The sequence below is a fragment of the Streptomyces ipomoeae 91-03 genome, from assembly GCF_000317595.1.
GTDB lineage: Bacteria > Actinomycetota > Actinomycetes > Streptomycetales > Streptomycetaceae > Streptomyces > Streptomyces ipomoeae.
The window spans coordinates 1-25633 of sequence record NZ_AEJC01000368.1; the positions used below are offsets into that span (position 1 = coordinate 1).

At 71.3% G+C, this 25633-nt stretch carries 18 protein-coding genes; 15 read left to right on the plus strand and 3 right to left on the minus strand.

Features of this window, described 5'->3' with window-relative positions; genetic code table 11:
• Positions 1 to 35 precede the first annotated feature (35 nt).
• A complete protein-coding gene (locus tag STRIP9103_RS23630; protein WP_048820835.1) occupies positions 36 to 2147 on the minus strand; it encodes a hypothetical protein in 2112 nt (703 codons plus the stop codon).
• A 302-nt stretch (positions 2148 to 2449) separates the two neighbouring features.
• On the opposite strand from STRIP9103_RS23630, the gene STRIP9103_RS23635 reads away from it, so the two are divergent.
• The 7 genes from STRIP9103_RS23635 to STRIP9103_RS23665 all read left to right on the plus strand — a co-directional run bounded on the left by STRIP9103_RS23635 (position 2450) and on the right by STRIP9103_RS23665 (position 11829).
• Complete coding sequence (locus STRIP9103_RS23635) at positions 2450 to 3430, plus strand: ArsR/SmtB family transcription factor (RefSeq protein WP_009320719.1); 981 nt, start codon at positions 2450 to 2452, stop codon at positions 3428 to 3430.
• 100 nt (positions 3431 to 3530) lie between these two features.
• Complete coding sequence (locus STRIP9103_RS23640) at positions 3531 to 4958, plus strand: FG-GAP and VCBS repeat-containing protein (protein WP_009320721.1); 1428 nt, start codon at positions 3531 to 3533, stop codon at positions 4956 to 4958.
• 142 nt (positions 4959 to 5100) lie between these two features.
• Positions 5101 to 6492, plus strand: a complete 1392-nt coding sequence (locus tag STRIP9103_RS23645) for a VCBS repeat-containing protein (protein ID WP_009320717.1) — start codon at positions 5101 to 5103, stop codon at positions 6490 to 6492.
• 223 nt (positions 6493 to 6715) lie between these two features.
• Positions 6716 to 8188, plus strand: a complete 1473-nt coding sequence (locus STRIP9103_RS23650) for a VCBS repeat-containing protein (protein WP_009320690.1) — start codon at positions 6716 to 6718, stop codon at positions 8186 to 8188.
• 140 nt (positions 8189 to 8328) lie between these two features.
• The gene (locus STRIP9103_RS23655; protein WP_009320698.1) at positions 8329 to 8751 is read left to right on the plus strand and encodes an FG-GAP repeat protein; all 423 of its coding nucleotides are present in this window, start codon (positions 8329 to 8331) and stop codon (positions 8749 to 8751) included.
• Between the two features lie 217 nt (positions 8752 to 8968).
• Positions 8969 to 10405 carry an FG-GAP-like repeat-containing protein gene (locus tag STRIP9103_RS23660; protein ID WP_009320695.1) on the plus strand — a complete coding sequence of 479 codons (1437 nt, stop codon included), beginning with the start codon at positions 8969 to 8971 and terminating at the stop codon, positions 10403 to 10405.
• Positions 10406 to 10434: 29 nt separating this feature from the next.
• A complete protein-coding gene (locus tag STRIP9103_RS23665; RefSeq protein WP_009320714.1) occupies positions 10435 to 11829 on the plus strand; it encodes an FG-GAP and VCBS repeat-containing protein in 1395 nt (464 codons plus the stop codon).
• A 6-nt stretch (positions 11830 to 11835) separates the two neighbouring features.
• Here STRIP9103_RS23665 and STRIP9103_RS53175 read toward each other — a convergent pair whose 3' ends face one another.
• Positions 11836 to 12123 carry a DUF397 domain-containing protein gene (locus STRIP9103_RS53175; RefSeq protein ID WP_309474625.1) on the minus strand — a complete coding sequence of 96 codons (288 nt, stop codon included), beginning with the start codon at positions 12121 to 12123 and terminating at the stop codon, positions 11836 to 11838.
• Between STRIP9103_RS53175 and STRIP9103_RS50075 the strand changes: the two genes are divergently transcribed.
• From STRIP9103_RS50075 to STRIP9103_RS23685, 3 genes are all read left to right on the plus strand, one after another.
• The gene (locus STRIP9103_RS50075) at positions 12122 to 12268 is read left to right on the plus strand and encodes an ATP-binding protein (protein ID WP_009320691.1); all 147 of its coding nucleotides are present in this window, start codon (positions 12122 to 12124) and stop codon (positions 12266 to 12268) included. The genes STRIP9103_RS53175 and STRIP9103_RS50075 overlap by 2 nt on opposite strands.
• A gap of 22 nt (positions 12269 to 12290) precedes the next feature.
• Entirely contained in the window at positions 12291 to 15626 is a 3336-nt protein-coding gene (locus STRIP9103_RS23680) for an NACHT domain-containing protein (RefSeq protein WP_048820837.1), read from the plus strand.
• Positions 15627 to 15745: 119 nt separating this feature from the next.
• Positions 15746 to 16177 (plus strand): SRPBCC family protein, encoded by a 432-nt coding sequence (locus STRIP9103_RS23685; protein WP_009320702.1) that lies wholly within the window; start codon positions 15746 to 15748, stop codon positions 16175 to 16177.
• Positions 16178 to 16195: 18 nt separating this feature from the next.
• Here the strand turns inward: STRIP9103_RS23685 and STRIP9103_RS23690 are convergent, their stop codons facing one another.
• Positions 16196 to 17338, minus strand: coding sequence for an AraC-like ligand-binding domain-containing protein (locus tag STRIP9103_RS23690; protein ID WP_009320697.1), 1143 nt, complete (start codon positions 17336 to 17338; stop codon positions 16196 to 16198).
• 252 nt (positions 17339 to 17590) lie between these two features.
• Between STRIP9103_RS23690 and STRIP9103_RS23695 the strand changes: the two genes are divergently transcribed.
• From STRIP9103_RS23695 to STRIP9103_RS23715, 5 genes are all read left to right on the plus strand, one after another.
• Entirely contained in the window at positions 17591 to 18010 is a 420-nt protein-coding gene (locus STRIP9103_RS23695) for a hypothetical protein (protein ID WP_009320706.1), read from the plus strand.
• Between the two features lie 166 nt (positions 18011 to 18176).
• Positions 18177 to 22175, plus strand: a complete 3999-nt coding sequence (locus STRIP9103_RS23700; protein WP_009320704.1) for an nSTAND1 domain-containing NTPase — start codon at positions 18177 to 18179, stop codon at positions 22173 to 22175.
• Positions 22176 to 22392: 217 nt separating this feature from the next.
• Positions 22393 to 22788, plus strand: a complete 396-nt coding sequence (locus tag STRIP9103_RS23705; protein ID WP_048820838.1) for a nuclear transport factor 2 family protein — start codon at positions 22393 to 22395, stop codon at positions 22786 to 22788.
• Between the two features lie 119 nt (positions 22789 to 22907).
• Complete coding sequence (locus STRIP9103_RS23710) at positions 22908 to 24449, plus strand: FG-GAP repeat protein (RefSeq protein WP_009320700.1); 1542 nt, start codon at positions 22908 to 22910, stop codon at positions 24447 to 24449.
• A gap of 112 nt (positions 24450 to 24561) precedes the next feature.
• On the plus strand, positions 24562 to 25590 hold the full coding sequence (locus STRIP9103_RS23715; protein WP_009320716.1) for a Yip1 family protein: 1029 nt from the start codon (positions 24562 to 24564) through the stop codon (positions 25588 to 25590).
• Positions 25591 to 25633 lie beyond the last annotated feature (43 nt).

Here is a 25633-nt window from a genome sequence, read left to right on the forward strand (position 1 = left end):
CTTCACGGCTTCCCGCGCCCCTGTCGGCCCCGTGATCACTCCAGGAGGTTGGTGCAGGTGGGGTCGCCCAGGTCCCGGTAGGTCGCGATCTGCATCCTCAGCGAGTGGCTGCCGACGAGGGCGGCCTCGACGTCCGGGTGCATGCCGTATGTGGCGTTGCGGTTGTCCTCGTCCTCCTGTTCCACGACGGCGACCTCGTTGTTCCAGTCAGCCGCCTTCGTCCGGATGGCCGACCGCACCGCCGCATCGGTCGCCTTCCCGGCGGCGGCGTCCAGGTCCGACGCCATCCGCCGGTAGGAGTCGGCGAGCTCCCGGTACGTCCTCATGTCCTCCCGCTGAGCTTCGTACGTGGTCAGCGCCTGCTTGACCTCGGCGCACCCGGCGGGTACCTCGTTCCCGGTCACGGCCACGGCGACCACCGTGGCCGCTCCCACCGCCGCGGCACCGGCGCCCGCCGCGACCGCGGCCTTGGTCTGGGTGAGTTTCGCGAGGAGCCCAGCCGCCTTTTTCGTCTCCGCCGCGGCAGCCGCCGACTTGCCCACGCCGACGGCCGTCGTCCCGGTCGCCACAGCCGCCGACTGACCGGCCTGCACGGCGAGGAGCGACAGACCCGCCAACGCGGCGGCCACGGCTGCCCTGTCGCCCTCCAGCAGGTTGCGCGTGTGCTCGCCGGCATCGAGGAAGTACTGCCTGTCAGCGGCCGTTCCACCCGGCCCGGCGGCCTTCTTGCCCAGGGCGTACAGCAGAAGCGCCGTCTGCCGGCGCCCGGCCCGCAGTGCGAGCGGCGCGGCGGTCCGGACGAACCGTATGGCCGTCGCCCAGTGATCGGCGTCGTCGAGCCCACGGGCGACGGCCAGCAGCAGATACGGATCCGGGAGTTCCGGCGCGTTCGGGCCGTCGAGCAGGGCCAGAATGCCGTTGGCCGCGAGGCGCGGGTCCGTGCGCGCCCACTTCTGGGCGCGCACCGCGTCGACGGCGTCCTCCGTGATCCGGTACGCCCCCGACTCGTACGTCACCAGACGCCTGTCGCGGAGCTCCGGCGCCGCGTCGGCGGCTCCCGGGTACCCGGTGACCGCCGAGAACCACTCCGGGGCCAGTGGCGTACCGAACGTCGCCAGCGCCACCAGCACCTGTCGGGCGGGCTCGCTCAGGGCGATGGCCAGGGTCTCGGCCTGGTGCCGTGGGCTCAGCGCGCCGGGGGCGGTCTCGCGGGGCTCGTCGAAGGGTTCCTCGCCGGCCCTGGCGTGCCAGTCGTCGGAGGCCTTGATGAACTCCGCGTACTGGAGCAGCCGTTGAGGGCGGCCCTTGGTCTCCTGGTAGGCGTGGTCGAACTGGAGGTTCTTCAGGCCGATCGGGCCGAGCGGCAGCCCGAGTTCATTGCTGAGCAGCTTGACCGCGGCGGCGCGGCCGAGCGGCTGGACCTGGTGCGTCACGCCGGGGGCCGGCAGTGTCGGGCGTGGCGAGGTGATCAGGAAGACGCAGGTGGGGAAGGTTCTCAGCAGCCTGGTCAGATCCTCACGGCTCAGGTCGCAGTCGATGAGGGTGATGAGCGTCGAGGGGGCCTCGGCGACAGCGGCATGGAGGATCGTCTCGTCGACCTCCCGCAGGAGTTCTCTGCCGAAGAACGCCCGCGCCAAGCGGTCGTACACGCCTTGAAGGGTGTGGCCCTCACCGGTCGGAGGCATCAGGACGTGGCCCCGCGTCCCCCTCGCCGCCAGGCGCGCGTGCACGGCGTCGGTGATCGCCTTCTTGCCGACGTGCTCCTTGCCGTCCAGCTGGACGCTGTGCCCCGCGGTCAACTCCTCGACGACCGTGTCCACGAGCTCGTCCCGGCCGAACAGCGTGACCGGTGGGGAGCCGGCCAGCACGGGGGCCTCCATGAGCGGCAGCTCGCGCAGGCTCGGTATCTCCTCGTACCCGCTGTGGGTGAGGACGACATTGTGGTCGCCGGTGACGACGATCCCGGAGTTGGACCCGCCGATGGCCACGGCGCGCTCGCCGGTCGCGTGGACAGAGGTCCCGGTCGCGTGGGCAGCGGCACCGGCAGCGCCACCGGCGCCGGCACCGGCACCGGCACCGGCGCTGGTCTCCGTCCCGGGCGTCTCCGTCCCGGTCGTCTCTGTCGTCGTGTCGGTCTCTCGCACCATTTCCCCCCTGTCCAACAACGGCGGCGCAGTCAGGACGGTCACGGTGACCAGGGCGAGCAGGTCGGAAAACGTGCTGTTTCCGCGTACGAACGGAGAAGGAAACGCGCTTCCCGCCACGCCCGCCTCAAGAAGCTGCTGCCATGCCGAGACACAGACTGGGTATCGTCGGGCAGCTCCGGCAACGGAGGAAAGGCACGGATTAAAACACCAGCCCGCTCGCCGACGTACGGATGTACCCGCGCCGACAGACGTACGCCGACAGGTCGCGGAGCACCCGGCTCGGACGCCGCATGAGGGGACGCATGCTGCGCATCATCTTCACCGCCGAGGACCTGGCCCGAACGCGCGTGGCAACGGGCCCGGACCCCCTGTGGGAAATCACCAACAGCGTGCAGACCCTGCAACGACGGGACGGCAGAGCGGTGTTCGGCGTCTGGCGCCGGGCCGCCCGGAACCGGATCTCCGCCGACAGCCGAAAGCTGGCCCATCTGCTGCCGCCCCATGGCTACTCCCCCGACTTCCTGACCCCCTCGATCGGCGGCGGTCGGCTCGCCGCAGCGGTCGACGCCGTCCTGAGCACGCCCCGGCGTCGCCTCGACACCGACCTCGGCCGGCTGGCGGCCTCCCGTTCCGTGCCCTTATGGGTCGGCAGACTCGCCCAGGGCCACCTCTCGTCCCTGGACACGCTCGGCACGGCCCTGCACACCTACCAGGCGGAGGCGTTGACCCCGTACTGGCCCCGGATCCGGGCCCATGTCGAAGCCGACAGCGTCGTCCGGCGGCACACTCTCCGCACCCGTGGCGCGCACGGCCTCCTCGCCGGGTTCGGACCGCACATCCGCTGGCGGCCACCCGTACTCGAAGTCGACTATCCGGTGTCCCAGACCCTGTGTCTGGACGGCCGGGGCCTGACCCTGCAGCCCTCGTACTTCTGCTGGCCCACCCCGGTCTCCCTGCTCGACCCCGCCCTTCCGCCCGTCCTGGTCTACCCCGTCCTCCACGACGTCCGGCCCGGGCCCGAGCGGCGGCAGGACCCCTTGGTCGCGCTGAGCGCGCTGATGGGCCCCGTCCGTGCCGGCGTCCTCGTCTCCGCCCGCATCGGCCGTACGACCGGCGAGCTCGCCCGGCACCTCGCAGTCTCCAACCCCGCGGTCAGCCAGCACACATCGGTGTTACGGAACGCGGGCCTCCTCATCACCGTCCGGCAGGGCGGCCGGGCCCTGCACGTCACCACCGCCCAAGGGCGCGCCCTCATCGACAGCGCCGAGTACGGCAGCCTCTGACCGGCCACTTCTCCGTTCACTTTTCGGCCATGCGCACACAACCCTTCGTACGCCCCGCATGTCACACCCAGGAACAGGACGGGAAGACCGGAGGATGCCCATGCGTGCGAAGAAGCTGGCCCTGGCCGTGTGTGTCGGGGCGCTCGTGTCGGGCGGTCTGACCCTGCCGCTGGCCGGGACCGCGGTCGCCGCCTCCGCCCTCAAGGACGACTTCAACGGCGACGGATACCGCGATCTGGTGATCGGCACCCCCAAGGCCAACTCCGTGACCGTGACCTTCGGTTCCGCCTCCGGCGTCAGCCCGTCGCGAGCCGTCACCGTCACACAGAACACCTCCGGTGTGCCCGGGGTGAGCGAGGCCGAGGACGAGTTCGGCGAGAACGTGACCAGCGGTGATGTGAACGGCGACGGCTACGCGGACCTGATCGTCGGCGCGCCCGGGGAGCAGGTGACCGGAAAGCCCGGGGGAGGGTCGATCACCATCGTGTGGGGCGGCGCCAACGGCTTCCGTACCGGTGCCATGGTCCTCAACGCGCCCGGCGACGCCGACCGCCGCTTCGGCGAGGGCGCCTCCTTCGTCGACCTCGACGGCGACGCCCACGGCAACCTTGTCGTGGTCTCCGAGAACCGCTTCTGGTGGTACGCGGACGGGGTGCCGGACGGGCCCGCGTTCGGGCCGGAGTTCGACTTCCTGCCCGAGGGCGTACGGCTCGACGGCGTCCTCGGCGGCCACTTCTCCCACACCCAGGGCAGCGACTACGTCCTGCACGGCACGGACGCCACCGGCCATGGCTGGGCGGGATATCTGCGGGGCGGCCCCGGCGACATCGGGTACTACTTCGACACCCTCTTCACGAGCTACGAGGACGACGCCGTCGACGAGACGCAGGTCGCCACCGGCGATGTCGACAAGAACGGCTACACCGACCTCGTCCTCGGCGACCCCGAGTCCGGCAAGGGCGGCCACATCCTGGTCTGGGGCGGCAACGCGAACGGGCTGAACGCGAACGGCTGGGACCCGGGGGCGTACAACCAGTCGAGCCCCGGCATCCCCGGCACCGACGAACTCGGCGACGCCTTCGGCGCCTCGGTCGCGGTCGGTGACGTCACCGGCGACGGCTACGCGGACGTGGCGGTCGGCGCGCCCGGCGAGACGGTCGGCACGGTCGAGGAGGTCGGCACGGTCGTACTGATCAAGGGCGGCTACGACGTCCTCGGCAGCGGCACCGCCTGGCACCAGGGCACCCCGGGCGTCCCCGGCACCCCCGAGCCCGGTGACCGCTTCGGCTCCGCCGTCCGCCTCAAGGACATCAACAAGAACGGCCGCGCCGACCTCGCGATCGCCGCGAACGGCGAGGACATCTCGATCAACGGCTCCGCAGCGGGCGGCACGGCGGCCGACATGGGCGCGGTCTGGGTCCTGCGCGGCACCACCACCGGCCCGACCACGTCGTACGCCACCTCTTTCAACGCCACCGACTTCGGACTCGGCGGCACGGCCGTCCGGTTCGGCACACTCCTGCGCTGATCATCTCGCCCCTCACCCCCTCATCCCCCTCACCCCCCACAACTCTTCCTCACCTTTCTTCCTCCATGGACAAGTTGGAGCCCGTATGTCTTCCGTGTCCCGCTCCCGTTCTCGATCTCGTGGGCGCGCCCCTCGAAGGGTTTTGCCCGCCGCCGTACTCGTCGTCGCCTCCGGCCTCGCCGTCGCCGCGCTGACCGCGCCCTCGGCCCACGCCGTCGCGCCCGTGCGCGGTGACTTCAACGGCGACGGCTACGCGGACCTGGCCGTCGGCGTCCCCGCGGGCACCGCCGACGGCCGGGCGAAGGCCGGTTTCGTGCATGTGCTGTGGGGCTCGGCGAACGGGATCGGGGGCAGCGGCACGAAGATCAGCCAGGCCTCCACGGGTGTCCCGGGCACGGCCGAGGCCGGCGACCAGTTCGGGTTCGCGGTGCAGGCCGCCGACTTCAACGGCGACGGTCTCGCCGACCTCGCCGTCACCGCCCCCGGCGAGCAGCTGAGCTCGGACGCCCACGAGGGAGCCGCCTATGTGTTGTGGGGCTCGGCGAAGGGCCTGAAGTCGGGGCTCACCATCGCGAAGGGCGTCCAGGACCAGCAGCTCGGCCGTCTCCTCACCGTCGGGGACTACGACGGCGACGGCGACCAGGACGTCGTACTGACCGTGGCCGGCGAGGAGGGCGGGGCGAGCGTCCTGCGCCCCGGCCCGCTCACCACCGCCGCGCCCGTCACCCTCGTCGAGGGCTACGCCTTCGGTGCCGCCCGCGCCCTGACCAGCGCCGACTTCGACGGGGACGGCGCGGACGACCTCGCGGTCACCTTCCAGGGCATGGAGAGCTCCGGGACGCGCGTGCGCTCGCTGGCCTCCGGCACCTGGGAGACCCGCTGGTACACCTCCGACTGGGGCTCCGCCCTGGCCGCCGGGGACTTCGACGGCGACGACCACACCGACCTCGCGATCGGCGAGGTGCACCCCGACGTCGAGGCCGACGGCACGTACTGCGAGGACCGGGACGGCGGGGCGATCGCCACGGTGTACGGGGCGGCGGGCGGCACGCTCGGCGGCAAGGTCACTTGCACCAGCCAGTCCTCCCCGCACGTGGGCGGCACGGCCGAGGCCGAGGACAACTTCGGCGCCTCGCTCGCCGTCGTCGACCTCGACGGCAGCGGACCTGACTCCCTCCTCGCGGGCGCCAGTCACGAGGCCGTGGGTACGGTGACCAGGGCCGGCGCGTACTGGGAGCTGGAGGCGGGCCCCGACGGCGTCTTCACCGGCCCGTCCTTCAGCCAGAACTCCAGCGGGGTGCCGGGCACGGCCGAGAAGGGCGACCTCTTCGGCGCGGCACTGACAGCGGCCGACTACGACACGAAGGCCTACGACGACCATGTGATCGGCGCGCCCGGCGAGAACGCGCCCTCGGGTGCCCTCTGGTACCGGCCGTCGGCGGGCGACGGGCCGCGCCTGGCCGCCGTGGCGTTCACCCCGGCGAAGCTGGGGCTCTCGGGGGCGGTCGCGTACGGAGGGGTGCTGGGCAGGTGACCGGCAAGGGGCCCTTGAAGGGAAGAGGGCCCCGATGCCCCACTGGTTCCACTGTCCTCAGAAATTTCTCGAATTTCCGTACAACCCTCCCGCACCCCCATCGGTCTCCTGTTCGCCCACCTCCCCGTGAAACCCCGGCGAACTCCGGGTGAACGCGGGCGGGAACGGCGCCCCATTGACTGTGGTCGTCTGCCAGGCGTCCGCATTCCGCAGGAGATCCCGCATGCACAAGCACCTGCGACTCGCCCTCGCGACGGCCTCCGCCGCCGCGCTCACCGGCGGTCTGCTCACTTTCTCGGCCGTGACGGCGACGGCGGCCGACTCGGTCCACCGGCCCATGGCCGACTTCAACGGCGACGGCTTCGGCGACGTCGCGTACTCGGCCGGCAATGCCACCGTCGGCGGCAAGAAGGGCGCCGGCCAGATCGTCGCCCTGTACGGTTCGGCGAGCGGCGTGACGTCCACCAAGCGGACCACGATCAGCCAGAACACCACCGGCGTGCCCGGCAGCGCGGAGACCGACGACGGCTTCGGCTGGAACAGCGCGTACGGCGACTACAACGGCGACGGCTTCGACGACCTCGCCGTGTCCGCGCAGTGGGAGGACGTCGACGGCGACACCGACGGCGGCACGGTCCTCATCGCGTGGGGCTCGGCGAACGGCCTGTCCGGCGCGACGACGGTCAAGGACCCGGCCGTCTCCTCGCACGACCGCTGGGGCAGCTCCCTCGCCTCCGGCGACTTCGACGGCGACGGCACTCAGGACCTGGCGGTCGGCAACTCGTCGAACCGCGTGTACGTCTTCAAGGGCGGCATCACCAAGACCGGCACCTACGGCGGCCGGTACTCCTTCACCACCGCCATCCAGTCCGGCGGCGGGGCGGGCTCGCTCGTCCTCACCTCCGGCGACGTCAACGGCGACAAGAGGACCGACCTGGTCGTCGACGGCTACGAGACCGACAGCGACTACGGCTGGAACACCAACTTCTACGTGCCCGGCTCGGCCTCCGGCCTGGACGCGGGAAGCGCGCAGGAGCTGAAGCGCGGCATCATCACCGGCATCGGCGACATCAACGGCGACGGCTACGGCGACATCGTCACCGGCCAGGACTGGGACCCCTCGACCGACGGCAGCCCCTCCATCCCGGAGGCGTCGAAGGGCGGCAAGTTCCACATCGTCTACGGCTCCGCCACCGGCCCGGCCGATGTGGTCGCCGTGACCCAGAACTCCGGGAACGTACCCGGCTCCTCCGAGACCGGCGACTACTTCGGCAGCGAACTGTCCCTCGGCGACATCAACGGCGACGGCCGCGCGGACCTGGTGGTCGGGTCGCCCGGCGAGGACCTGAACGGCGTCTCCGACACGGGCGCGGTGACCGTCCTGTACGGCTCGGAGTCCGGCCTGAACGTCTCCTCCGGCTACCAGTACTTCGCCCAGTCCACGGCGGGCGTGCCCGGCTCGGACGAGAAGAACGACTACTTCGGCGGCGAGGTGAAGGTCACCGACGTCACCGGCGACGGCAAGGCGGATCTCACGGTCGGCGCGTTCGGCGAGAACAGCGGCAACGGCTCGGTGGTCTATCTGCCGTCCAGCGGCACGAAGATCACCACGACCGGCTCCCGTTCCATCGCCCCGTCCGCGGTCGGCGTCTCCACGGACGAGCACCCGCTCTTCGGCGCGAACGCGGCCAACTGATCAGCCCACGGGCGAGTCGGCGCGGCCGACTGGTCGGCACCACAGGCGAGTAGGGCCCGTACCCCGGTCACAGGGGTACGGGCCCTCGTGGACACCCGCCCTCCTGGGCCCACCTCCTCCCCCTCTCCGGAGTCACCCCCGTGCGCACCCGTGCCGCCCACGCGTCGGACGCGGCCACCCCGTACGACTTCAACGGCGACGGCTACGCGGACCTGGCGGTCGGCGCCCCGTACGAGTCGTCCGCCTCGGGCGCGGTGACCGTCCTGTACGGCTCGGCGCAGGGCCTGACGACGACGAACGCGCGCACCCTCACCCAGTCCACCTCCGGCGTCCCCGGCTCCTCCGAATCCGGCGACCACTTCGGCACCCGGGTCCTCCTGACCGACACGACGAAGGACGGCAGGGCGGACCTGACGATCGGCGGACCGGGCGAGGACACGAACGACGGCGCGGTCTGGTGGCTGAAGTCGGCGACCACGTCCGGCGCGAAGTCCTTCGGCCCGACGACGGTGGGCGTCTCGGCCTCCGGCTCTCCGGCCTTCGGCGCGATCCTGGGCGGCTGATACCGGCCGGTGGACCCCTCGGGGACCGACCACTGGGGGCTGCCCCGCAGACCGCCCGGGGGCTGCCCCGCAGCCAGGCCCCACCGGCCCCAAAAGTTCACCGAACACTCGTACAACCCTCCCGCCCCACCAGTGGTCTCCTGCTCGCACACCCTTTACGTACGGCAGTTGGGCCCGCGCCCCGCTCGGCGCGGGTCCTCCTCCCTCTGGAGCCCCGTTGCGCACACGTCCGTTCCTCCTGGCGGCCGGTCTGCTCGCGAGCACGCTCGCGCTGACGGCCCCCACCGCCCACGCGGCCAACCCCGCGGCCCCGTACGACTTCAACGGCGACGGCTACCGCGACCTGGCGATCGGCGCTCCCGGCGCCACGGTCGGCGACAAGGCGAAGGCCGGCGCCGTCTCCGTGGTCTACGGCAGCTCCACCGGGCCCAGCACGGCCAAGTACAAGCTGATCACCCAGAACACCACCGGCGTCCCGGACAGCGCCGAGACCGGTGACGCCTTCGGTACGGCGATCGCCTCCGCCGACCTGAACACGGACGGCTACGCGGACCTGGTCGTCGGCGTGCCGGGCGAGGACCGGAACGGCGACACGGACGACGGCATCGTCCAGGTCGTCTGGGGCGGCGCGTCGGGTCTGTCCGGCTCCCTCACCCTCGTCGGCGGCGGCTCCGACGTCGACCGCTACGGCCAGGCCCTCGCCATCGGCGACTTCGAGGGCGACGGCAAGAAGGACCTGGCGATCGGCGGCACCGGCCGCGCCAACCTCGGCATCCTCCAGGGCCCGTTCACCAAGTCGGGCGCCGACGGCGGCCTCCTGGTCGCGGCCATGGAGAACGCGCCGAAGCCGTACAGCCCGACGTACGGCGTCGAGTACCTGTCGGCCGGCGACATCAACGGCGAGGGCTACGACAGCCTCGTCATCCACGGCCGCAAGAAGGGCACCGACGACGCGCTCACGGCGGTGGCCGACACCCGCCTCCCGCTCGACTTCCTCAACTGGATGGAGTACGTCCCCGGCGGCTATGTCTCGGCCGTCGGCGACATCAACAAGGACGGCATCGCCGACATCCTCATCGGCAACCACCGCGAGCCCGCCGCCGACCCCTCCGGGGCGCTCGGCGGCAAGGTCACGATCGTGGAGGGCGCCCCCGAGAGCCAGTGGGTCAACGCCCGCGGCACCATCACGTACACCCAGGACACGAAGGGCGTCCCCGGCACCGCCGAGGCCGGCGACGGCTTCGGCGGCGGCGTCTCCATCGGCGACTTCAACGGCGACGGCTACGGGGACCTGGCGATCGGCGCGACGTACGAGTCCTTCGGTGACGCCGACGACACCGGCACGGTGACGATCCTCAACGGCAAGTACGCGTACATGGAGACCACCGGCGCGGTCACCCTCTCCCAGTCCACGTCGGGCATCCCCGGCACCGCCGAGGACAACGACCGCTTCGGCGCCCGTGTCCTCCTGTCCGACCTCACGAAGGACGGCAAGGCCGACCTCACCGTCGCGGGACCGAACGAGAACGGCGGCGACGGCGCGATCTGGTGGCTGAAGAACGCCGCGCCGTCCGGCTCCAAGTCCTTCGGCCCGGCGAAGTTCGGCGTCTCGACCGCCGGCTCCCCGCTCTTCGGCACGGCCCTGCGCGGCTGAGCCCCCTGTTCACATAGAGGAGATACCCATTGCGCACGCGCACGGCAACGGCCCTCGCCGCCATCCTGGCCGCGGGGATCACACCGTTGACCCTCACCACCCCGGCCTCGGCCGCGCCCGCCAAGTACGCGGACGACTTCAACGGCGACGGTTACCGGGACTACGCGGCCTTCGCCTACGGCCCCACGGACGGCCCTGACTTCGCCAGCAAGGGCGGCGGCGTCTTCGTCACCTTCGGCACGGCGAACGGCCCCGGCACGAAGACGCAGTTCATCGACCAGTCCAGCCCCGGTGTCCCCGGCGAGGACGAGAAGGACGACTTCTTCGGCGAGGTCCGCACGGCGGCCGACTTCAACAAGGACGGCTACGGCGACCTGGCCGTCTCCGCCAACGGCGAGGACGTCGGCAGCGCCAAGAACAACGGCACGGTCACGATCCTCTGGGGCTCGGCGAAGGGCCTGTCCGGCGGCACGACCGTCCCGAACAAGGGACCGAAGGGCGCCTCCGGCAAGGCCGTCGACTTCGCCACCGGCGACTTCAACGGCGACGGCAAGCCGGACCTGGCCCTGGTCCGCGACAGCAAGACGTACGTCTACCGGGGCGCGATCACCAAATCGGGCGTCAAGGGCTCGGTGACGGTCCTGGACAAGGACGGCTCGTCCTTCTACTCCACCGCCGTGATCTCCGGCAAGGTGAACAAGGACGGCAAGACCGACCTGGTCGTCATCGGCGACGTCGTGTACCCGGAGTACATCGCCTCGGACGCCTGGTTCATCTCCGGCGGCAAGGCCAAGCTGTACCCCGGCAAGACCCTGCGCATCGAGTCCGTCAAGGGCAACGGCGGCCAGGCCGAACGGGGCGGCGACGGCCTGATCGCCGACTTCAACAAGGACGGCTACGGCGACATCGCCATCGGCACACCCCTCTACGACCGCTACAAGGGCCGAGTGACGCTCTGGTACGGCGCGTCCTCGGGCCCCTCCAAGTCGGCCCGCTTCACCCAGGCCACGAAGGGCATCAAGGACACCCCCGAGGTGGACGACTCCTTCGGCGCGTCCCTCTCCGCCGGCGACGTGAACGGCGACGGCTACCGGGATCTGGCGATCGGCGTCTACGGCGAGACCCTGAGCGGCAAGTCGTACGCGGGCGCCGTCCACATCCTCAAGGGCACCAAGTCCGGCCTCACGGCCACGGGTTCCCAGTGGTTCGCCCGCGACACGGCCGGCGTCCCCGGCGCGCTGACCTCCGACGACGCCTTCGGCGGCACGGTGCGGCTCCGCGACACCAACCGCGACGGCAAGGCCGACCTGTACATCACCGCGAACTACGGCTCGGTCCTGCTGCGGGGTTCGTCGAAGGGCATCACGACGACGGGCGCCCAGTCGGTGAACGGCGAGATCATCGCCGGGATGCTTCAGCAGTAGCGCGCTTCAGCGGTGACGCAGGGAGCGTATGAGGGCGGCGAGCCCGGCGGGGGTTGTGCGAACGACCGCGCCGGGCTCGTCGCTTTCGCGGAGGAGGGTACGGCCTGGTTGGGGGGCGGCGACTTCCAGGCAGTTGGCGGCGTCACCGCCGCTGGAGAACGAAGACTTCTGCCACGCCATGCCGTGCGCCATGCCCTGCCCTCTCGCCTGTGGTGTCACAGATCCTGTAGGTGAGACAGTCCGGCCACTCCTTCCGCCCGGGCACGCAGGACCCGGACCCGACGCCCCCACCATGGTGCCCCTCACCGACACCTCCCCCTCCGGCCGAGGCCTCCACCCGGTCAACGCCTACGCGGACGACTGGGGTTGGTCCACGGTGAACGGGACGCACGGGAAGTACGTCTGGTGTGAACTGGGTACGGAGTCGAAGCCCGACTGATGACGAAGGCACGGGGGTGGGGATGACGGGCGTACGGGGCGTACTCCGAATCCTGGGCGGCGCGGCACTGGCGGTGGCCCTCAGCGTGACGGCGAACCAGGTCCTCTCCGAGGGAAACCTCAGCTGGACGTGGATGTACGTCTCGTACGCGGTGGCGGTGGCCAGCCTCCTCTACGCGGAGTTCGGCACGGCCCCACCCGCCACCGACCCCACCCCCAGGGGCCGCCGCAGGACCTACCTCCGCCAACTCCGCGCCAGTGTCCGCGACATGGAGACGGTCGGCATCGCCACGCAGAGCGAGTTCGTGTTCCGGATGCGCCAGGTGTACGTGGACGTGAGCGTCGTACCGCAGCCCCTGCACAACGCGGCCAGGGAGCCGTACCTGGGCTCGGTGTCGGGCGGCGAACGCCGAACCCTGGAGTCGGTGCTGAGGGAGGCCGACCGAGGCGACGCATCCCGGGTCCTCGCGGTGATCGGCGGCCCGGGCTCGGGCAAGACGACGCTGGCCCGCAACACGGCCCTGGAACTCTGCGGACGCGGCCGGCGCCCGTGGAAACGCCGCCTCCCCGTGCTCCTCTACCTGCGCGACCACACGACGGCGCTCCTGTCCGACGACCCGCCGCACCTGGAGACCGTGGCGGTCTCGGCCGCCTGGCTGGAGGGCAAGGTCTCGTCCCGCTGGCTGAACCACAGGCTCGACCGGGGCGGATGCGTGGTGCTGCTCGACGGCCTGGACGAGGTCGCCGACCGTGCGGACCGGGAGAAGGTGGTGACGTGGGTCGCCCGTCAGATCCAGCGCCACCCCGACAACACGTACGTGATCACGTCCCGCCCGCACGGCTATGAGTCCAACCCGCTGCCGGGCGCGGAGGTACTGCAGGTGCGACGCTTCACCTGGCAGCAGATCGACCGGTTCCTGCGCCAGTGGTCGTACGCCACGGAGAGCCGCGCCCGGGGAGGCACCGGGAGGGAAGTCCGGCTGGCTGCCGACCGCAACGCCGCCGACCTGCTCGCCCGGCTACGGAAACAGGGGGCGCTCTACGACCTCGCGGCCAACCCCCTGCTGCTGACGATGACGGCGAACGTCCACCGCTATCGGGGCCAACTCCCGGGTAGCCGGGCGGAGCTGTACGCGGAGATGGCCGACGTACTGCTCCACCGGCGCTCCGAGGCCCGTGGCCTGAGCGACGCCACCGGCCTCGGCGGCCCGCACAAGCAGCACGTCGCCCAGCACCTGGCGCTCGCCATGATGAAGGCCAGGGTCAGGGACTGGCCGGTGCGGGACGCGGCGCGCGCGATACGCAGAGCCCTGCGACAGGTCCCGGGCGACGTGACCGCCGAGGTGTTCCTGGAGGAGGCCCGCAAGAGCGGCCTGCTGGTCGAACGCGACCACGGCGTGTACGGCTTCGCCCACCTGACCCTGCAGGAGTACTTGGCCGCCGCCCAACTCAGCACCCCCCGGGCCGACATCACCCTCGTGGACGGCATCGTCGACGACCCATGGTGGCGCGAGACCGTCCTGCTCTGGGCCGCCGGCAACGACGCCACGCCCGTCATCAGAGCCTGCCTCGACCGGGGCAGCGTTCCCGCCCTGGCCCTGGCCTTCGACTGCGCCGACCAGGCGAGAACGGTCGACCCGGACGTGAGAGGCGAACTGGAGGCCCTGCTCGCCCCACCCGCCCTCGACCAGCCCGTCGACCCCGCCCGCCAACGCCTGCTCGCCGGAATCCTGGCGACCCGCACTCTCCGCGAGTCCATCCAGCTCAATGACACAACCGCGCTGTGCGCAAACGCCGTACCGCGCGCCCTGTACGAGCAGTTCGTCCACCAGGAACGAGCAGCCTGGCTCCATCATCCGGACCTCGCTGAGGCAGCTTCGGGTGACGGGACCGGCGCGTCTCCGGCCGTGGGCATGCAGGCCGGAGACGCCGAACGCTTCGTCGCCTGGCTCAACACCGTCACCGAGGAGCCCGCCTACCGACTGCCCGCGCCGGACGAACTCGGCGATCCCGCCGCCGCGATGACGGCGGACCTCACCCGGCACACCGTCTGGGCCCAGGACGACACCGGTACGGTCCTGCACCAGCCGCCGGGTGTGGCGTGGCCCTACACGTCCGCTTCCGGTTCCCTCGCCCACGTTCCCACCTCCGATCTCCAGGAGCTCATCCCCTACCTCGAACTCCTGGGTATGGAGCCCGCACAGCGCGCACGAGTGGAAGGCTGGGCCCGCGCCCTGAGCACGGCCATCACGCGGGCCCCGGAGCTTGACGAATCCCCCCGGCTCGCCCCGCTGGAACTGCCGCTCGCCCTCGCCACCTCACTGGCCCTCGATCTCGCCCTCCGCAACGCCCTCGACTTCGCCGGCCGGCTCAACCGCACGTTCAACCCACCGTCGGCCCCCGTTCCCCTCTTGGCGTTCGACCTTGTCCCCGACCACGACCACGTGCGCAACTTCAACCGTGTCACCGGCCTCACCAGAGCACTGGCCCCCGCTTCCCGCCTCAGCACGGACCTCGGCCTGAGCACCGAACTCGTGTTCACCTCGGTACTGACCCCAGGCCTGCGCGGCTACTCGGCCAGGGACGCGACCGAGGCCGCCCTTGTCGCCCACTGGCTCGGAGTCGGCAGCGCCCGATCCCTGGCCCACATCCGTGACCTCGATCCCCTCGCACCAGGTCTGGACGCCGACTTCCTCCCCGATCGCGACCACGTCCTGACCCGCGCCCGTACGCTCGACCTCGAACGGAACCTCGACCCGGTGCTCGACCTCGACTCCGGGCAAGCCCTCTACCTCGGCGGGGACTTCTCCTTCGCCCCGGCCCCCCTTCTGGCCCTCGACATCGTCCTCGATCGCGATCTGTATCACCGGGGTGCGATGCTGAAAGTCGCGCTCACGGCTCTACGCACGCTGCACGGCACGATGCCTCGCCGTATCGCCACCGGGCCCTCCGTCATGGAGAGCCTGTACAACCATGTGGCCCACACGGCGGCATGGGGCCCCGGCGAGCACCGTCTCCCCGAGGATCCGGCCATCTGTCTCCGACGCGCCCGCGACCTCCTGCCCCAAGCCGATGCCACCGGGCACCTGACCCCCCAGACCCACACGCTCATCGACGCCGCCGAGGAACTACTGACCGCCGTACGCGACCGACGAGCGCCCTCCGACCCCCGGGTACTGGCCTGCGCGCGCACAGCGATCCTGGCCGCCCTCTCGACCTTGCCGCCGGAGGCCCTCTCCCTCCCGGGGATCCCACGACTCCTTCACCAGGCATGGCACAGCCTTGCCGCCCTCGACCACTTCGGCCCGGCCCACGACATCCCCAACCAGATCCTCCTCATAGCCCGCACCCAGCCCTAGCAATGACCACTCCTCGCAATCACCCGGCTACGGCACCAGGTCACAGCGCTCCTGATCAAAAACAGGCGCACACTGGAACCAGAGGCCGTGCGCCATCAGCCGAAACGTGGAGGTGGGCCATGAGCACCCTCGAAAAGCACGTCGATGTCGGAGTGCCGATCGACAAGGCCTGGGACAGTCTGCACCGGGTGGAGAACTACTCCCGCTTCGTGGAAGGAGTACGCGACGCCCGTACGGACGCCAAGGGACGGGCCCATCTGTCCATCGAGGCCGGCGACCACGCCCGCGAACTCGACGCCGAGTTCTCCGACCGCGCGGAGAAGCGCGTACTGGAGTGGCACACCAGAGGCGCCCCCGAGCTGACGGGCTCCTTCTCCCTGCTGCCGATCGACAAGAACCACACCCGTGTCCAGGCACGGCTCGAGTACGACCCCGACGCCCTCCGGGACACCTTCGGCGGCCCACGGGGATTCGCCCAGGCGAACGCGGTCGAACGGGTGGTCCGCAACGATCTGGAGCACTTCAAGAAGTACGTCGAACAAGGACGGTGAGCGACGGTCCCCACGGGGTCAGTTCTCCGCCGTGATCGACGCGAGCATCCGCTGCCGGTAGTCACTCGGCGTGATTCCGTGGTGTGTACGGAAGGCGCGAGTGAAGTCGGCGGGGCGCGGGTAGCCCCAGCGGGCCGCGATGGCCTGGATGGGGACGTGGCGTTTCGCGGGATCGGCCAGGTCGCGGCCGCAGCCGGCGAGGCGTTGGCCGCGTATCCAGGCGGCGACGCTGGCGCCCTGCTGCTGGAAGAGCCGGTGCAGGGAGCGTACGGAGATGTGGTGGGCGGAGGCTATGGCGTCCACGGACAGGTCCGGGTCCGCGAGGCTGCGTCGGATGAAGCCCTGGATCCGCAGGAACAGGGCGTGCCGGTGGCTCTCGGGCGGGAGCGCGTCGGCGCCTTCGAGGCGGTGGGCGAGGGCGCCGGACAGCAGATCGGTCAGGACGGTCAGCAGGCGTGGGGCATCCGTCGGCCGGTAGTAGTCCGCCTTGTCCGTCACCTGCGTGAGGAACTGCGCCAGCAGGTCGCCGAAGCCGTCGTCCACCGGGATCGGGGTGGCGTACAGGCGGTCGAGGACACGTGGGCGGACCGGGAGGAGGGCCTTCGGGATCTGCGCCACGATGTGGGCCACGCTCCCGACACCGGCCATGTCCCCGCCCCGGCCGACGCCTCCGCCCCGAGCCATGGCCCCGCCCAGGCCCGCGCTCCCGCTCCGGGCCACGTCGCCGGCCCGACCCCCGCTCCCGTCCCGGCCCACCTTCGTTTCCCGCACCGTCGCCCGGCCCTCGAACGGCTGCGACGAGTCGTACAGCATCAGATCTCCGGCACCGAACGCGACGGTCCGACCGGCCTGGGACAACCGCATCTCGCCGTGGACCGTGAGGGACAGCTGGCAGTACTCGGGATCGCTCTGCCGGATGAGCCTCGGCGTCCTCGCCGCGGTCACCGGCCGGTAGGTCATCGCGGTGATCTGCGCCGCGCCCAGATCCAGTACGTCGGCCGTCGCCGCGAAATCGTCCTCGTGGTCGCTGTGCAGCACGGTCGGGAGCAGCGCCGACGCGGTGAAGTCGTGCCACCAGCCGAACCGATCAGCTCTGGGCAGGTCGTCCGTGGTGACGCTGGTCAGGATCATCGTCCGCGAAGGCTTCTCACGATCAGCCATGTGGTTCCCCGTGGTGTGGTGACTCGGACAGCTCGTGCACCTACGAATTCAGCAGCCACGAGGTTGTTCGGCAGGCCCCCCGCACCACGCCGAACAAAAACGTTGATGCAGCTCAGCCGGTCCGGCACGCACGGCCAAGCCCCTGGCACACGGTGCTAAGGCGCCGCGCGACTTCTCCGGCCAGGATTTTCCTTGCGTACAGGAGCAGTACGCGGAAGGCATGTCCGTTCACATCACGCACAGGGGGAAATCGTGCAGCTTCGTACCCGTATCGCTCCGTTGACCATGACCGCCGTGATGCTCGCGGGAGGAGTGGCCGCCGCGACGGCCGGTCCGGCCAATGCCGCGGAATCCAAGACGGCGGGCGTCCAGGCCACCTGCTACGGCAGCGCGAAGAAGTACACCGGCACACCGGGGAAGGGCAAGAGCAACGCGCACTGGCCGGGCACCGGCAAGTACGCCTACGCGACCAAGACGTGCAAGGACATCAACGTCAAGGTCGACAAGACCCGCCAGGTCAAGACCTGCTTCAAGAAGACCAAGAAGTGCAACGGCTGGACGACGGCCAGGAAGGGCAAGTGGACGGTGGTCGCCTCGAACGTGCGGGACGGCGCCGGTTTCTACCTCCAGTTCAAGGGCACGCCCAGGAGCACCGGTTGGATCGCCTACTGAGGCGACGAAGCGCGTAAGCCAGGGGGATCAGCAGGGCGTCGGGCCTTTCGGCCCGGCGCCCCGCCCGTGCGCGCCGGTCGCTTCGCAGACCGAAACTCCCCTTGCCGCCCGGCTCGGCCCCTTCCTACCGTGACCGGATCACGGGGGAACGAGGGAGAGCCGCACGATGGGGCGTCAAGAACGGCCACTGGACCCGACGGCGGGCCCGGTGCAGCGTTTCGCGCACGAGCTGCGCAAGCTCCGCGCGGAGGCGGGCGGCCCCACGTACCGGGAGCTGGCGCGGAAGTCGGAGTACTCGGTCACCACCCTTTCCCAGGCCGCCGCGGGCGACCAACTCCCGTCGCTGGCCGTCGCCTTGGCGTACGCGACCGCCTGCGGCGGCGACCCGGAGGACTGGGAACGCCGCTGGCACGAGGCCTCGACGGAGGTGACCGAACAAGCCCTCCGCGAGCCCGAGGCACCGGACACGGAGTCCCCCTACCAGGGCCTCGCCCGCTTCGAACCGTCCGACCACGACCGCTACTTCGGCCGCGACTCCCTGATCGCCGACCTCCACGCCCTGACCCGCGCCCACCGCTTCACCGCGGTCTTCGGCCCGTCGGGAAGCGGCAAGTCGTCGCTGCTGCGGGCGGGCCTGATCCCGGCGCTCCGGGCGGAGAGCTCAGCGGAGAGCTCGGACGGCGCCGGGCCGCCCCTGGCCGCGCTGCGCATCCTGACGCCGGGCGAGCATCCCCTGCGTACGCATGAGAAGGCCCTGCTCCCGAAGGAGACCCCCGAGGGGCCCGACGGCGACACAGTGATCCTGGTCGACCAGTTCGAGGAGGTCTTCACCCTCTGCCGCTCCGCGGACGAACGAACCGAGTTCATGGAGAGGCTGCTGTCCGCCCGCACCCCCGGCAGCCGACTCCGGGTCGTCATCGCCGTACGCGCCGACTTCTACGGCCGCTGCGCCGAACACCGCGGTCTGGCCGACGCCCTGCGCGACGCCAACCTCCTCGTCGGCCCCATGAACCCGGCCGAACTACGCGAGGCGGTGGTCCGCCCGGCCCAGGCGGCCGGCCTGATCGTGGAACGGGAGCTGACGGCACGCCTGGTGGCGGAGGTGAAGGACGAACCCGGCGGTCTGCCGCTTCTCTCCCACGTACTGCGGGAGACCTGGCGCCGGCGGAAAGGCCGGGCGCTCACCCTGGCGGCGTACGAGGCGGCGGGCGGCGTCCGCGGCGCGATCGCCCAGACGGCGGAGCAGGTCTACACGGACCTCACCCCCGACCAGGCGGCCGTGGCCCGCCTCATCCTCCTCCGCCTGGTCACCCCGGGCGAGGGTTCCCAGGACACCCGCCGCCCGGTCGACCGCGCGGAGCTGGCATTCGCGGCCCCGTCCCCGTCCACGTCCCCGGACGAGGTCGGCGTCGTCCTCGACCGTCTGACCCGGGCCCGCCTCCTCACCCTCGACGACGGCACGGTCGACCTGGCCCACGAGGCGTTGATCACCGCCTGGCCGCGCCTGTCGGGCTGGATCGACGAGGCCCGCGACCGTCTGCGCACCCACCGCCACCTGACAGAGGCCGCCCGCTCCTGGGACGACCTGGGCCGCGACCCGGGCGCCCTCTACCGGGGCACCCGTCTGGCCACGGCGACGGAACACCTCACGGACGACGACTCGCTGACGGCCGTGGAGCGCGACTTCCTCACCGCGAGCCGGACCGCCCGCACCACCGACCTCCGCCGCCGCCGAACCCTCCTCACCACCGTGGCCGCCCTCCTCGTCCTCGCCCTCGTCGCGGGCGTGACCGCCTGGCAGCAGACCCGCACGAGCGACCGCCGCCACACCGAGGCCGAGGCCCGGCGGCTCGCGGCGGTGGCGGACAGCATGCGGTTCGCCGATCCCGTGAAGGCGATGCGACTGAGCCTGGCCGCCTGGGAGCTGGCGGACACCACGGAGACACGGTCGGCGTTGCTGGCGTCCGCCTCCCAGCCTGAGCAGAGCTTCTTCACCGTCCCCGACGCCGTCGAGACCACCCCGCCCACCGAGGAGCGGATGACCGACGACGGCAGCACGGTGATCTCCGTGTCCCGCGACCGCGTCCGCACCTGGGACCTGCGCACCAACCGCCTCACCCACACCTACCGGGGTATCGGCGACCTGCACGGCGAGGACGACACGGAGAGCGGGGACGACCACGTGGTGGTCGCCCCCGACGGCCGTACGCTCGCGCTGCTCGAACACGACGGGGTACGGCTGTGGGACGTGCGCACGGGGCGTCTCACCGGCCGTCTCACCCACCGTCCCATCGCCGAAGGACCCGACATCGCGGCCTTCAGCCGGAGCGGCCATACGTTCACGGTGCCGGTCCAGGAGGCGTCCTCGACCGGCGTCGAGGTCTGGGACGTGGACGACCGCCGTCTGCGCATGAGACTGACGGACGCGGCCTTCGAGTCCCTGTCGGCCCTGGAGGTCAGCCCCGACGACCGTCGGCTCGCCGTATGTACCAGCGACCGCGGCCTGGAGATCTGGGACATCGCCACAAAGCGCAGGCTGTCGCTGCCCCGAGACGAGGAACTGCGCCCGGACACCTGCTCGGACAGCGTCTTCGCCTTCTCGCCGGACGGCCGCACCTTCGCCCTGACCACGGACTCGGCGGTCCGCCGTTGGGACCCCCGCACGGGCGACGAGTTCGAACCGCTGCAGACCGGGGCGACGGACACGCTGCGGTTCAGCGCGGACGGCGAGTTCCTCGCCACGTCGAGTGGCGGACAGATCCAGGTCTGGCGCCTGTCGGCTCCGTACTTTCCGGTCTACCGCTACACCTTGGTCAGCGAACGGCCCGACGACCTCGAACTCGACCTCGCCTCGGGGTCCCTGCGCTACCGCGACCGCCGCAGCCCGACGCTCCGCTCCCTGCGGCTCGGCCCGTCCGTCACCGAACGCTGGCGCCCGGGTGCCGTCGCCGAAGCCGCGTTGGCGCCGGACGGCCGCACCTTGGCCGCTCGTCCCGGCACGCCGGAGGGGGCACGGCTCCAGCTGCTCGATCCCCGCGACGGCCATGTCGTGGACACGCCCCCGGCAGGCTTCTGCTACCCGGTCACCGCCCACGGCGTGATCGACCCGAACGCCGAGCCCGGCGTCGACGAGACGTGGGAGCCCGACACCGGCCACGAGTGCCTGGAGGCGTCCGCCTGGAGCGCGAACGGCCGCTACTACGCCTATGGCCGTCTCGAACCGGTTCCGTCCAGCTCTCCCGACCACTCCGCCGACCCGGACGTCACCGCCGTACGACAGCGGATCACCGTCTGGGACGCCCGAGCCCACCGGACCCACGCGACGCTCGATCTTCCCGCCGAGGAGGACGGCCTCACGAACATCGACGACATCGCGCTCAGCGCGGACGGCGGAACACTCCTGGTCGCCCGGAGCCTGCCCGGAAACCCGCTGGAGGTGTGGGACATCCGCAGGGACTCACAGCACTCACAGCACTCACAGGACTCACAGGGTTCGCCGGACCCTCAGGACCCGAAGGGCTCGCGGGATCCGCAGGGCCGGGAGAGCCGCCCCAGGAAGACGCGGACCCTGACCGGTGTGGCGTCCGGCGGTCTCCTGGCCGTACGCCCCGACAAGGCTCTGGTCGCGGCCGATTCGGTGATCGCCGAACTCCCCGAAGGCCGGGTGACCGAGCGGGCACTCGGCGAGAGCGGCACCAGCGCGCTGACCTTCTCCCCCGACGGCTCCTACTTCGCGGTCGGCGACACCGCGGGCCGGGTCACCCTCTGGGACGGCGACCTTCGCCAACGCCTCGGAGTGCTGTCCGGCACGTACACCGGCACCCCCGCCGAGGTGGACGAGCCGGTGAGCGCCCTCGCCTTCTCCCCCGACAGCCGAGTCCTGGCCGTCGCCGGCGAGGCCGGAACCATACAGCTGTGGGACACCGCCTCCAGCCGCCGACTCGGCTCGGCCCTCCCCACTCCGGGTGACCCCGTCGTCTCCCTCGCCTTCAGCCCGGACGGCGACATCCTCTACGCCTCGGGCGGGAACGTCCGACTCCAGCGCCATGGCCTCGCCCCCGCCCGTCTCGTCGAGGAGACCTGCGCCCGAGCAGGCGGCTCCGGCCTCTCCCCCGCCGACTGGAAGACCTACCTCCCGGACATCCCGTACCGCCGCACCTGCTGAAGCCTCCGCCGCCATCCCGGGGGCCCACCGGACTTCTGCAGGCCGTAGGAATAACTCACCCGCGCCCCCGAGGAGATGAGCCCCCGCGTGCACGGGAACGCACCCGCGAAGACAATGGCCATAGCGGCATCGAACGCCCCGGTGCTTGCACATGCCCACACCGGCATCGAACACCCCAGCACATCGACCCCCCGAACAGGGAAAGTCGGCGATCCCCATGGCTGAACACTCCCACGCCCAACTCGTCCGCAAGGGCTACGACGCCTTCTCCCGCGGCGACATGGACACCCTGCGCAGCCTGATGACGTCGGACTGCGCTCACCACGTCCCCGGCAACCACATACTGTCCGGCGACTACAAGGGCCAGGACAACGTGATCGAGCTCTACCGCCGGCTCTTCGACGAGACGGGCGGCACCTTCGAGGTCACCCTGGAGCGCGTGGTCGTCGACGGCCGCGGCCACGCCGTCTCCGTGCACCGCTACACCGCCGAACGCGGCGACAGGCGGCTCGAACAGAACGGCGCCCTCATCTTCCGCATCATCGGCGACAAGATCTCCGACATCGACGAATGCCAGGAAGACCTGGAGAAGGAACAGGAATTCTGGTCCTGATGCCCCATAGGACATCGCCCCATAGGGCATCCCGCACGCACAACCCTGCACGACCTCCAGATGTCACACAGGTGAACGAACCAGAAGCACCTTGATTCGGCCACCGACTTGGAGCCCCCGTGCGCAGACGGACGTATGCCAAGGCCACCGCCGGCACCACACCGACCACGACCGTGACGGCGACCGCGACCACCGCGGCGCTGGCCCTGGCCTTGGCCCTGCCCCTCACCGTGGCGTTCCCGGCGACCGCCGCACCCGCGACCGCCCCCCAACCCTCCCCCACCACCAGCGACTTCAACGCCGACGGCTACCCGGACCTGGCCGTCGGCGTCCCCGACGCGGCCGTGAACGGCAAGGCGAAGGCCGGTTACGTGAACGTCGTCTGGGGCGGCCCCAAGGGCCTGGGCCGGCACGGCAGCATCCGCGTCACCCAGGCCACCCCGGAGGTCCCCGGCACCCCGGAGGCCGGCGACCGTTTCGGCGCGGCGGTGGTGCTGGAGGACCTGAACGGCGACGGCGTGGCGGAGCTGCTGGCCGGCGCGCCCGGTGAGGACGTCACCGGCCGGGGCAAGGACGCGGGCGTGGTCGTGGCGATCGGCGGCGCGAAGGGCGCCACCAAGGGCCGCCCGGGCCCGGGCTCGAACGTCCTTACGGGCCCGTCCGCCTCCTCCGCGTACGGCTGGTCGGTGGCGGCGGCCGACCTGACCGGCGACGGCGGCCGGGACATCGTGATCGGCGGCCGGGACAAGGTCGTCCTGCGCGCCGTCGTCGACGATGGTGAGGACGTCGTCGTCACCACCGTCCTGGCCACCCCCACGGGCGGCCGGGCCCCGCTCCTCGCCACCGGCGACTTCACCGCCGACGGCACGGACGACCTCGCCCTCGCCTTCCACACGATCAACGCCCCGTACACCCAGTCCCACGTACGGCTCTGGGCCTGGGACCCGGCCGAGAAGCGCATGGCCAACACCTGGAACTCCAGCAACGGCGCCGCCTCCGCCCTCGCCGCCGGCGACTTCGACGGCGACGGCCTGGACGACCTGGCCCTCGGCGAGTGCCGCGAGATCGCCGACGAGAACATCGACGACCCGTGCGGCCCGGAGTCGTACGCGAAGGGCGGCGGCATCCACATCCTTTACGGCGACAAGAACGGCTCCTTCGGCTACCGCGCCCAGACCCTCAACCAGGACACGGTCGGCGTCTACGGCGTCGCCGAGGACGGCGACCGCTTCGGCGCCTCCCTCGCCGTACTGGACTGGAACGGCGACGGCCGCGACGACCTGATCGCCGGCGCCCCCGGCGAGGCCATCGGCACCCGCAGGTCCGCCGGCGCCGCCACTCTCCTGCTCGGCCACAGCAGCGGCATCGTCGACCCGTACGGCGAGGCCACGTCCGTCCAGTACCACCAGAACCGCCCCCGTGTCCCCGGCGTCGCCGAGGCCGGTGACCGCTTCGGCGAGGCGGTCGCCACCGCCGACTACGACAAGGACGGCACCCCCGACACGGCGGTCGGCGCCCCCGGCGAGAACACGAGGTCCGGCGGCGTCTGGCTCTTCCCGAGGACCTCGGTGACGGGCTCCTACGCGATCACCCCGAAGAAGCTGGGCCTCCCGTCCCCGTCATCGGCGTTGTCGTACGGGAACCCGCTGAGCAGCCACTGACGACTGCCGCCGATGACCGCCACGGACGAGCACCGCTGACGAGCACCGCCGAGCCCCAACTCATGGGCCCCTTACGGAAACCCCTACTGTCCCCCTGCCGAACCCTTAGGGGATGTCACAGCTCGGCCGCAAAGCCGGGCCGGTTCCTCCCGGCCCGGCGCACCGGTCGCCCGGACCAGGTACGTTCGATGACGTGGCTGGATTCAGGATCGGACGCGGCCGGGACAACGGCGCTCCTCAAGCGCGACCGCAACACCCCCCGTACGGACAGCAGGCCCCGCAGGCCGGCGGCCCGTCGTACGGCTACCCCCAGACGCCCCCGCAACCGCCGTACGGCGGCGGCCGGGGCGGCAACCCGGGCTGGCCGCAGACGCACGGCGGCGCTCACCCCGGCACCTACGGGACCCACGGCAACCACGGGCACCCCGGGAACCACGGCGAGCCGGAGTACTTCGGCGACGACGGTTCACACCCCGGCGCCGGCGCGGACCCGTACGCGGCCAACAACCCGGGTCACACCCAGATGTTCGCGGTCGGCGAGGACCCGTACCACCAGAGCGACACCTACCGCGCGGGCCACGCCCCGGCGGCGCCGATCGGCCCGCGCCTGCGGTGGAAGGCCCTGCTCAAGGGCATCATCGTCAGCCCCAACCAGACCTTCCTGACGATGCGCGACTACGCGGTGTGGGGCCCGGCCCTCACCGTGACGTTCCTCTACGGCCTGCTGGCGGTCTTCGGCTTCGACACGGCCCGCGAGGACGCGATCAACGCGACGCTGTCGAACGCCGTACCGATCGTCCTCGTCACGGCCGTGACCATGGTGGTCAGCACGTTCATCCTGGGCGTGGTCACCCACACCCTGGCCCGCCAGCTCGGCGGTGACGGCGCCTGGCAGCCCACGGTCGGCCTCTCCATGCTGATCATGGCCCTCACGGACGCGCCCCGCCTGGTCGTCGCCATGTTCGCGGGCGGCGACGCCTCCTTCGTCCAGATCCTCGGCTGGGCCACCTGGGTCGCCGCCGGCGCACTGCTGACCCTGATGGTCTCCAAGTCCCACGACCTGCCGTGGCCGAAGGCGCTGGGCGCGTCGGCGATCCAGCTGATCGCGATTTTGTCGCTGATCAAGCTGGGCACGTTCTAGGGACCTGCGAGGCCCGCAAAGCCTGCAAGCCTGTACGAGTGAG